Genomic DNA, 9,822 nt, shown 5'->3' on the forward strand with positions numbered 1-9,822 from the left:
AATATCGTGCCAAACCGGGGAATTGACTATTTGCGCGGCATAAAATCAGATGGTGAAATGTCGTTTGAAACCGTCCATCACCTCTCCTTGTCCGACGCGACGCAACTGCCGTTTCGAAACGCGCTTGCCGACGCACCACGCGCGGTCGTTCAAATCTGTCACGGGCTTGCGGAACATTCCGCGCGCTATCGGCGGTTCGCAGACGCGCTGGCACAGGCTGGCTATCATGTCTATGCGCACGACCACCGTGGACACGGCGTGAATATCGGCGCCCATGCACCGAGAGGAATGTTTTCACAAAAGCAAGGCCATGATGTGGCGATCGAGGATGTTCTGGCGCTGAACCGCCACATTCATCTTGAGCACCCCGGCTTGCCGGTAGTGCTGTTCGGCCATTCGATGGGCGGCCTGATCGCGCTGAACTATGTGCTGGACCATGCCGAGACGGTGGATGCCGCTGCGATCTGGAATGCCAATTTCGACGGCGGCCTTGAAGCCAAAGCCGCTGCAGCTCTTCTTTATATGGAGCGCATGCTGAAAGGGTCGGATGTTCCGAGTAGCCTGCTGCCGAAACTGACCTTTCGTGCATGGGCCCGCTCCATCCCTGGCCATCGCACGCCCTTCGACTGGCTGTCACGCGACCCGGCGGAGGTCGATGCCTATGTCGCCGACCCGCTCTGCGGCTTCGATGCGACTGTATCGCTGTGGCTCGATCTCGTGCACATGACCGCACGCGGCGCGGATGATCGCAACTTCGGCAACATCCCGCGCAGCCTGCCCTTTCTTCTGGTCGGCGGCAGCGAAGATCCCGCTACTGCCAAAGGCACTGCCGTCGCGCGACTGGCGGAGCGGATGCGGCGCATGGGGTTCACGCGGGTCACCTGCACGATCCTGCCCGACACCCGCCACGAAAGCCTGAATGAGATCAACCGGGACGACGTAACACAGAAATTTCTGGATTGGCTGGCGGAGACCCTTCCGTCTTCAACCATGTCCAGTTAAAAAGCGGCTATTAACTTCTGTATCGAGCTCGGCTCACGATTTCTTGAAGCATCTTGGCTTCGTCGGGTATTCAGTGCTAGAGCATCGGCCCCGAAAGCCATTGCCGGTTTCGGGAAAAGCTAATGCTGATCAAAAATTGGCGCGGCTTGCGCGAATATCGGGGCTCCAGACAATGAAAATGGAGCCTGCGCTTGAAAAATAGCGCAAGGAACGAAGGAACACTCTGCGTGGAAACACCGACAATTTCTGTGGTCATCCCCTGCCGCAATGAGGCGGACAATCTCGCCTTTCTGCTGGATGAGGTGGATTCCGCGATGCAGGGCCGCGCCTATGAAGTGATTGTCGTGGATGACGGCTCGACGGATTCGACCAGCGACGTCATCGCCCGGCGCATCCATGCAGGCAAGCCGCTGCGCCATCTGCGCCATGACCGTTCATCCGGCCAGAGTGCTGCAGTGCGTTCCGGTGTTTTTGCCGCGCGCGGCAAGATTGTGGTGACGATGGATGGCGACGGCCAGAACGACCCGGCCTATCTGCCGGTTCTGGTCGATGCGCTGGTTGAGGCGGGCGAAGGCTATGGCATTGCCGCTGGCCAGCGTCTGAAGCGCACCGATACCAAGCTGAAGCAAATGTCGTCCCGCTTCGCCAATAATCTGCGTGGCGCGATCCTGAAGGACAAGACGCGCGATTCCGGCTGCGGCCTGAAAGCATTGCACACACAATTGTTCCGCGAACTGCCGTTCTTCGACGGCTGGCATCGCTATTTGCCGTCTCTGGCGCTGCGCGAAGGTTTTGACGTGGTCCATGTGGATGTCGTCGACCGCGAACGCCGCCACGGCAAGTCCAATTACGGTATTCTCGATCGCGGATTGCGCGGCATTCTCGATCTTTACGGCGTCTGGTGGCTGCGCAAGCGCCGCAAGGTCGTGCCGCGTGTGACGGAGATTACCCATGACTGATATTTTCAACAGCCTGTCGCATTGGCTGCACGAAGTGTTCGTCGCGCAGTGGGATGGCTGGATCGTGCTCGGCTTCGTCGCACAGGCTTGCTTCACCATGCGCTTCGTCGTGCAATGGCTGGCTTCCGAAAAAGCCAAACGCAGTGTCATGCCAGTGGCGTTCTGGTTTTTCTCGCTGTTCGGCGGCGCTTTGCTGCTGATCTATGCGATCCAGCGCAAGGACCCGGTCTTCATTGCAGGCCAGGGTTTCGGCCTGCTGGTCTATGTCCGCAATCTCTGGCTTATCGCCAATGAAAAGAAGCGGATCGTGGCGAGCGAATAACTCGCCCCGAGATCAGCTTTTCAGCTGGCGCCCTACCGAACGGTAGTCGAGGCCAGTATCGGCGATGTCTTCCGCCTTATAGACATTGCGCAAATCGATCAGCACGTTGCCAGCCATCGCTTTTGCGACGCGCTTCAGGTCCAGCGCCCGATAGGCGTTCCATTCGGTCAGAAGCGCTACCACGCCAGCCCCTTCCGCCGCCTCATAGGCCGAGTTGCACCAGATCACATCCGGCAGAACGGCCTTGGCGGCATCCATCGCCTCGGGGTCATGCGCGCGCACCGAAATGCCCGCCTTCTGGATCGCGGTCACGATATCCAGGGCCGGAGATTCGCGAATATCGTCGGTATTCGGCTTGAACGCGATGCCCAGAACCGCAACCGTCGCAGCACCACTTTCCTTCGCTGCGGAAACGATCCGCTCCGCCATCGACTGCTTGCGCGTTTCGTTGATGGCGATCACTTCCTCGATCAGCGATTGCGGCGCGTCGTAACGCTTGCCGGTGGCGGCAAAAGCACGCGTATCCTTCGGAAAGCATGAGCCGCCGAAGCCCGGTCCCGCATGGAGGAATTTGGAGCCGATGCGGTTATCCATACCGATGGCGCGCGCGACTTCCTGCACATTGCCGCCGGTCTTCTCGCACAAATCCGCCACCTGATTGATGAAGGTGACCTTCATGGCCAGAAACGCATTGGCGGCATACTTGATGATCTCGGCATTTTCGAGCGAGGTGACGACCATCGGCGTCTCGCGCAGATAAAGCGGGCGATAGAGACGCTGCATCGCAGCCTTGCCGCGCTCGTCCTCAACGCCCACCACAACGCGGTCGGGCCGCATGAAATCCTCGATGGCCGAGCCTTCGCGCAGGAATTCCGGATTGGAAACCATGGAGAAAGGCACACCGGGGCGTGCTGCGGCAATACGGTCGCGGATACGCGCATTGGTGCCGACCACCACCGTCGACTTGATGACGACCACGGCCCCCGGCTTCATCGCGGCTGCGATTTCGTCCGCCGCCGCCTCGATATATTGCAGGTCCGCCTCGCCGTCGCCGCGCCGCGACGGCGTGCCGACAGCGATGAAGATCACATCGGCATCGGCCACGCTTGTCGCAAGATCGGTGCTGAAATCCAGCCGTTCGTCACGAATGTTGCGGGTCAGAAGTTCATCGAGGCCCGGCTCAAAGATCGTGACCTTGCCCGCCTCAAGGCGTTCGATGATCGACGGGTTCTTGTCGACGCAGGTGACGTGGAAGCCGAATTCGGCAAAACACACGCCCGAAACCAGACCCACATAGCCCGTTCCGATCATCGCCAGCTTCATATGTTCAGTCCTTCAGTTTGGCTTAGAGCCACTTGTCGTAGTCAGAGACCAGCAGATGCAGCGGCTTTTCGTTTTCTTCAATATTCGAAAAGCGGCCAATCGGCTCGCGGAAAATATTATCGGTGAGGTCGTCATTGACGGTCGAAACTTCACCAATCAGCACGTCGCCGCCCTCGCCCCAGAAAGCATGCCAGTTGCCGGGCAGAAGCGTCACGCTTTCACCGGGCGACAGTTTCAGATGCGCGCCCGCCTTCTGCGTCACAAGACGACCGTCGGTCGCGACCGTAACATCGGAATGCTCATCCACACTGCCGTCCGGCAGCGAATTGAACAGTTCCAGCACCAGCGTGCCGCCACCGCGATTGATGATATCTTCAGCCTTCACCACATGGCGATGCATGGGCGACAGCTGGTTCTCGCGCGAGATCATGATCTTTTCGGCATAAAGCATGCCGCCGCCGCGCTTCAGGTCATCGGCATTGCCGTTGCGTGTCGTAAACAGGAAAAGGCCAAGGTCCTTGAACTTGCCCTGACCGTAATCCGTAATGTCCCAGCCCAGACGCGCATCACGGATGGCTGCGGCATCGCTGCCGGTTCGCTGCTTCAGCTCTTCCGGGGTCCAGTAGGCAAAGGGCGGCATGACATAGCCGAATGAGCGGATAAACGCATCGCTTTCGCGGATAATATCATTGATTTCTGAGCGCTTCATGACCTCTGGGCCTCCCATGGAATGAAACAGTTTCTATCTGGTTCGTGTGGTAACTATCTTTTCGGCCTGTTGGCAATCCCGGAAATGCTTTGCATGTCAGCTGTCACGCATATTTGCTGTCCTGACTGCCTGCCGCAAAAGCGACATTTTGGCGTGTCGTCTTTACGCGAAATCCATGTCGCATCCCAATGCGCGTTTAGGACATTTCAGTGATTGAATCATGACAACGGAAGCCAGTTCGAAATCCGAAATGGAAGCGAACAAGCCATTGATGTAGCGGCAAAAGCCGGGCTTCTGGAAGGCTAAGGGAACACCGGATCAGGCCAAGGTCGCTGGGAGAACAGCAAATGCCGATCCTAACGAAGATGAAGCAAGGGTCGTGATGATGGACGTTCGCAATAAAGTGCTGGGGGAAATGCTGGGGCTTTTGTCCGGGCGCGACCCCAATTTCAGCCTGGAGCAGAAGTTTTACACCGATCCGGATTTTTACAAGCTGGATCTGGAAAACATCTTCTATCGTGACTGGCTGTTTGTCGGCCATGATTGCGAGCTGCCGAAGACCGGCTCCTACATGACCGTGCAGGTTGGCGCCTATCCGGTCGTCATCGTGCGCGATGCGCAGGGCGGTATCCGCGCCTTCCACAATTCCTGCCGTCATCGCGGCTCGCGCATCTGCTCTGCCGAGAAAGGCACGGCGGCGAAGCTCGTCTGCCCCTATCACCAGTGGACCTATGAGCTGGACGGACGCTTGCTCTTCGCGCGTCAGGTTGGCCCGGATTTCAAGCCCGCCGAATATGGTTTGAAGCAGGTGCATTGCGAGACGGTCGCAGGCTATATCTATATCTGCGTCGCCGACGAAGCCCCCGATTTCACCGCCTTCCGCAATCTGGTCGAACCCTATCTCGCGCCGCACAATATCAAGGACGCCAAGGTCGCTTTCGAAAGCTCGATCATCGAAAAGGGCAACTGGAAGCTGGTCTGGGAAAACAATCGCGAGTGCTATCACTGCGCCGCGAACCACCCGGAACTCTGCCGCACCTATCCCGAAGCGCCATCGGCGACCGGCGTTCAGGGTGTGATGGAAGACCCGGAAATCAACCAGCTCTGGAAGAACTGCGCCAGCGCCGGCCTGCCGGCAGAATTCAAAATGTCCGAAGACGGTCGTCATCGCATCACCCGCATTCCGCTTCTGCGCGATGCGGTAAGCTATACAATGTCGGGCAAGGCCGCCGTCAAGAAGCCGCTAAGCGATCAGGTTGCAGGCGACACCAATATCGGCGCGATGCTGCTCTTCAATTATCCGTCCACCTGGAACCATCTGATGGCCGACCACGCCATATCGTTCCGCGTTTTGCCGATCAGCGCTGAAGAAACCCTCGTCACAACCAAGTGGCTGGTGCACAAGGATGCGGTTGAAGGCGTCGATTATGATCTGGACGAACTGACCCATGTGTGGATACAGACCAATGATCAGGATCGGCAGATCGTCGAGGAAAATGCCGTCGGCATCCGCTCGCCCGCCTATCAGCCCGGCCCCTATTCGGTCGAGCATGAAGGCGGCGTGATGCAGTTCCTCGAATGGTACACCAATACGATGACGCCGCGCCTCAGCGGTGAAACGGCCAAGCTTAGCCGCGTGGCCTGATCGGCATAGACCGAAATACGAATTGAGAAGCGAGAAGGCCATGCAGCCTCTGAAATATCTGGACGAGATGCTGCCGTGGAACGACAGGCTGCAAATGCTGGAATGCATTTCGGCCATCGAAGAAGCGCCGGATGTGATGACCTTCTCGTTCAGGACCGAAGAAGGCAACTGGTTCCGCTATACGCCGGGCCAGTTCGTCACGCTGGAACTGCCGCTGGAGCGGGCGGACGGTCTTGGCCCTGTGCTCAGAACCTATACGCTGTCATCCACGCCATCGCGGCCCTACCATATTTCGGTGACGGTCAAGGCGCAGAAGGACAGCATCGGCACCCGCTGGATGCTCGACAATCTGCGCCCGCCGATGAAGATCAAGGCCTACGGGCCGAATGGCGACTTTTCGCTCGCCAATCATCCGAGCGAAAAATACCTATTCATCTCGGCTGGTTCCGGCATCACGCCGATGGTTTCTATGACCCGCTGGCTGTTCGACTGCGCTCCTGGAACCGACATAGCATTCATCAATTGCGCCCGTACACCGGACGACATTATTTTCCGCAAGGAACTGGAACTGCTTTCCGGTCGTATGGATGCGATGCGACTCGCCTTCATTGTCGAGCAGTCATCTGCCCGCCATGTCTGGCCGGGCCTGCACGGTCGTATCGACCGGGCGCGGCTCGAATTGCTGGCGCCGGATTTCCAGCATCGCAAGGTCTTCTGCTGCGGCCCCGAGCCGTTCATGAACGGCGTGCGCGGATTGCTGGAACAATCCGGCTTCAACATGGCCAATTATCATCAGGAGAGCTTCCAGCCCGCGAGCGAAATCTCGTCGGTGCCCGTGCCGAGCGCACTTGCGCCCGCCTCACCTGCCGCAGTTGCCGCCCCTCCGGCAGCGCCAGCCGTGGCTGCGGCCAGCGTGGTGTTCAGCCTTTCGGGCGTCGAAGTGGAATGCACCGAAAACGACACCATCCTGCTTGCCGCCCGCAATGGCGGTCTGAAAATACCGAGCGCCTGCGAATTCGGCATTTGCGGCACCTGCAAGGTGAAATGCCTCGGCGGTGAGACGGAGATGAACCACAATGGCGGCATTCGCGACGATGAAATCGCGGAAGGCTACATTCTCGCCTGTTGCAGTCGCCCGCGTGGTCGCGTGGAGATCGACGCTTAAGCTTTCTTCAGAAACTCCGTTCTCAGCACCAAACCCTTGACCTGTTTGGTGCTGCAATCGACTTCGGCGGGATTTCCGGTCAGGCGAATGCCCTTGACCATCGTGCCGCGCTTCAGCGTGGTCGAGGTTCCCTTGACCTTCAGATCTTTGATGAGCGTGACGGAATCGCCGTCATTCAATTGCGTGCCGTTGCTGTCGCGCGTGATTTCGTCTGTCATGGTCGTCCCTGTGTGGTTTTTGATCGAAGCCGTCCGTAGCACCCTTATCCCTGTTATACCAGAACATGCATATTCGCTGGTCTCAGTGATATGGGCTGATTATAGTCGCCATGACAAAGCTCGAAATGAAGCAGGAGCGCTTATGATCGGTCATGCCCTTATTGTCGTCGATGTTCAGAATGACTTCTGCCCCGGCGGCGCGCTGGCTGTCGCGCATGGCGATGAAATTCTGCCCGCCGTTAATCGACTGATCGAGGAAAGCGAACACGTCATTCTGACGCAGGACTGGCACCCTGCCGGTCATTCGAGCTTCGCCTCCACCCATCCCGGAAAAGCGCCCTTCGATATGGTGGACATGTCCTACGGGCCGCAGACACTGTGGCCGGATCATTGCGTACAGGGCACGCGCGGGGCGGAATTTCACCCTGCCCTGCAATGGACGCGCGCACAGCTCGTCATTCGCAAAGGCTTCCGTTTCGGCATCGACAGCTATTCAGCCTTCTTCGAAAACGATCGTGAAACACCGACCGGCCTTGCCGGATATTTACGCGAGCGCGGCATCGGTTCGCTGACGCTTGCGGGTCTCGCAACCGATTTCTGCGTTGCCTATTCCGCGCTTGATGCCGTAGCACAAGATTTTCAGGTACGGGTGCGGCTCGATGCCTGTCGTGGCATCGACCTCAACGGCTCCATGAGCACCATGCTGGAGAAGATGAAGCAGGCTGGCGTCGAACTGGTCGATGAGCCTGCCTCAGCCGCGCATTTACTCTAGCTCTCCATCGGGCATGACCACATAGATCAGCACGGTGATAATGGTGATGAAGAAGCGGAAGGCCGATTCGATGCCGTTCCACGTCTGCGACATCCACATGCCGAACCACTCGCCGCCCACCGATATGAAGCCCACCTGCCAGACCAGAAAGCCGAGCGAAAGCCCGGCAATGGCCCATTTCTTGGAGCGATTGAAGCTGGCCGCGCGATCCGTGAGCCGCCCCAACATGGCGAAAGCCCCGATCCAGCACAGGATGGCGGTCAGCGTTTCAGCCGCGATGATCAGAATATAGCCCGCATGATGCAGGGTTGGATTGTCGATAGCGCGATATTTGATCGTGGCATCGGGAAAGATCGTATCCATCATCAGAACATGCTGGACGAAGGCGAAATTGCTGCCGTAATCGGTGATGTTACCGAAAGCGACCAGGGTTGCGAAGAAGGCGATTGCCGCCACGAAAGCGGTCTTGCTCAAGCGAGTAACGATCATGGGTTTCCCTCGAAGGTTCTGTCGATTCGGCCAAATCGGCTACCGGCAAACCATATCATCCAGGGCAATAAAAAAGGCGGCATAGGCCGCCCTTTTTGTCATTGATGTCATTGCTTAGTGACCAATGACCTCTTCGCTGTCGTCCTGCCAGTGCGGATTGAGCCGGTTATAGCGCAGCGACGACATGAAGGAGAGGCCGATCAGCACCGCACCGATGAGGCCGGTAATGACTTCCGGTATGTGAACCAGCGTCTGCACATACATCACTACCGCCAGAACGAGGATGGCATAGAACGCGCCATGTTCCAGATAGCGGTATTGGCCGAGCGTCTTGCGCTCCACCAGCATGATGGTGAGCGAGCGCACATAAAAGGCGCCGATGCCAAGGCCGATCGCGATGATGAAGAGGTTGGTCGTCAGCGCGAAAGCGCCGATGACGCCGTCAAACGAGAAGCTTGCATCAAGCACTTCCAGATAGATGAAAGCGCCAAGACCACCGCGATGGACCATGTCGATCTGTTCCTGCGTGGCGTCCAGCACCTCGCCTAGTCCCTCAACCGCCAGGAAGGTCAGAAGACCAAACAGGCCCGCAACGAGGAATGTGTGCGAATGAACAGCATCCAGTTGGTAGGAGAAGAACAAGATCAGCGCGACGGCAACGCCGATTTCAACGCCCTGCACGGACGCGAATTTCGACATGCGGCTTTCGATGGCCTTGATCCAGTGCACATCCTTCTCGACGTCGAAGAAATATTTCATACCGACCATCAGCAGGAACGTGCCGCCAAACGCAGCAATCCCGGTATGGGCTTCCGCGATCACACGGGCATATTCATTCGGCTGCCAGATGGCGAGTTTGAGCGCTGAAATCGGGTCCGTCCACATGGCCACCGCAACGATGGCCAGCGGGAAAATGATGCGCATGCCGAAAACGGCGATGATGATGCCCCATGTCAGGAAGCGATGCTGCCATTCGGGTGTCATGTCACGCAGGATGCGCGCATTCACGATGGCATTATCGAAGGAAAGCGAAATCTCAAGTACGCTCAGGACGGCGCAGATGATGAAAACGGAGACCATTCCCCCGAAAGTGCCGGTCATCTCGTATCCGAGCCAGACAGCAGCTGCGAGACCCACGACTGTGAAGATCATGGGCCATGTAAAATAGCGTAGGGTGGCCATTGCAAACCGTTTAATTGTTTTCACTAAAGACAGAGC

11 protein-coding genes are annotated in these 9,822 nt (G+C 57.9%); 6 read left to right on the plus strand and 5 right to left on the minus strand.

From position 1 onward, the window contains the following. Positions 1-57 precede the first annotated feature (57 nt). The 3 genes from HWD97_RS20835 to HWD97_RS20845 all read left to right on the plus strand — a co-directional run bounded on the left by HWD97_RS20835 (position 58) and on the right by HWD97_RS20845 (position 2,283). Positions 58-1,002, plus strand: a complete 945-nt coding sequence (locus tag HWD97_RS20835; protein WP_371835501.1) for a lysophospholipase — start codon at positions 58-60, stop codon at positions 1,000-1,002. Positions 1,003-1,229: 227 nt separating this feature from the next. Next, complete coding sequence (locus HWD97_RS20840) at positions 1,230-1,961, plus strand: glycosyltransferase family 2 protein (RefSeq protein WP_371835502.1); 732 nt, start codon at positions 1,230-1,232, stop codon at positions 1,959-1,961. Next, positions 1,954-2,283: a lipid-A-disaccharide synthase N-terminal domain-containing protein gene (locus HWD97_RS20845; protein ID WP_371835503.1), complete on the plus strand. Its 330-nt coding sequence runs from the start codon at positions 1,954-1,956 to the stop codon at positions 2,281-2,283. Before HWD97_RS20840 ends, HWD97_RS20845 begins: the two co-directional genes overlap by 8 nt. 12 nt (positions 2,284-2,295) lie before the next feature. Here the strand turns inward: HWD97_RS20845 and HWD97_RS20850 are convergent, their stop codons facing one another. Both HWD97_RS20850 and HWD97_RS20855 read right to left on the minus strand, forming a co-directional pair. After that, positions 2,296-3,606, minus strand: coding sequence for a UDP-glucose/GDP-mannose dehydrogenase family protein (locus HWD97_RS20850; protein ID WP_371835504.1), 1,311 nt, complete (start codon positions 3,604-3,606; stop codon positions 2,296-2,298). Positions 3,607-3,628: 22 nt separating this feature from the next. Then, the gene (locus HWD97_RS20855; protein WP_109369439.1) at positions 3,629-4,315 is read right to left on the minus strand and encodes a D-lyxose/D-mannose family sugar isomerase; all 687 of its coding nucleotides are present in this window, start codon (positions 4,313-4,315) and stop codon (positions 3,629-3,631) included. 385 nt (positions 4,316-4,700) lie between these two features. Here HWD97_RS20855 and HWD97_RS20860 point away from each other — a divergent pair, with 385 nt between their 5' ends. Together HWD97_RS20860 and HWD97_RS20865 are read left to right on the plus strand one after the other, a co-directional pair. Beyond that, on the plus strand, positions 4,701-5,960 hold the full coding sequence (locus HWD97_RS20860; protein ID WP_109370267.1) for an aromatic ring-hydroxylating dioxygenase subunit alpha: 1,260 nt from the start codon (positions 4,701-4,703) through the stop codon (positions 5,958-5,960). Between the two features lie 40 nt (positions 5,961-6,000). Further along, on the plus strand, positions 6,001-7,125 hold the full coding sequence (locus tag HWD97_RS20865; protein WP_109369440.1) for a hybrid-cluster NAD(P)-dependent oxidoreductase: 1,125 nt from the start codon (positions 6,001-6,003) through the stop codon (positions 7,123-7,125). Here the strand turns inward: HWD97_RS20865 and HWD97_RS20870 are convergent. Further along, positions 7,122-7,343: an alkylphosphonate utilization protein gene (locus HWD97_RS20870; protein WP_121536434.1), complete on the minus strand. Its 222-nt coding sequence runs from the start codon at positions 7,341-7,343 to the stop codon at positions 7,122-7,124. The genes HWD97_RS20865 and HWD97_RS20870 overlap by 4 nt on opposite strands. A 142-nt stretch (positions 7,344-7,485) precedes the next feature. On the opposite strand from HWD97_RS20870, the gene pncA reads away from it, so the two are divergent. Next, entirely contained in the window at positions 7,486-8,115 is a 630-nt protein-coding gene (gene pncA / locus HWD97_RS20875; protein WP_109369442.1) for a bifunctional nicotinamidase/pyrazinamidase, read from the plus strand. On the opposite strand, the gene HWD97_RS20880 is transcribed toward pncA, so the two are convergent. Further along, the gene (locus tag HWD97_RS20880; RefSeq protein ID WP_109369443.1) at positions 8,107-8,604 is read right to left on the minus strand and encodes a DUF2165 family protein; all 498 of its coding nucleotides are present in this window, start codon (positions 8,602-8,604) and stop codon (positions 8,107-8,109) included. The two genes, pncA and HWD97_RS20880, sit on opposite strands and share 9 nt — an antisense overlap. 114 nt (positions 8,605-8,718) lie before the next feature. Next, the gene (locus HWD97_RS20885; RefSeq protein WP_109369444.1) at positions 8,719-9,786 is read right to left on the minus strand and encodes a DUF475 domain-containing protein; all 1,068 of its coding nucleotides are present in this window, start codon (positions 9,784-9,786) and stop codon (positions 8,719-8,721) included. Positions 9,787-9,822 lie beyond the last annotated feature (36 nt).

It is taken from the genome of Ochrobactrum sp. C6C9 (genome assembly GCF_022627935.1).
Lineage (GTDB): Bacteria > Pseudomonadota > Alphaproteobacteria > Rhizobiales > Rhizobiaceae > Brucella > Brucella teleogrylli.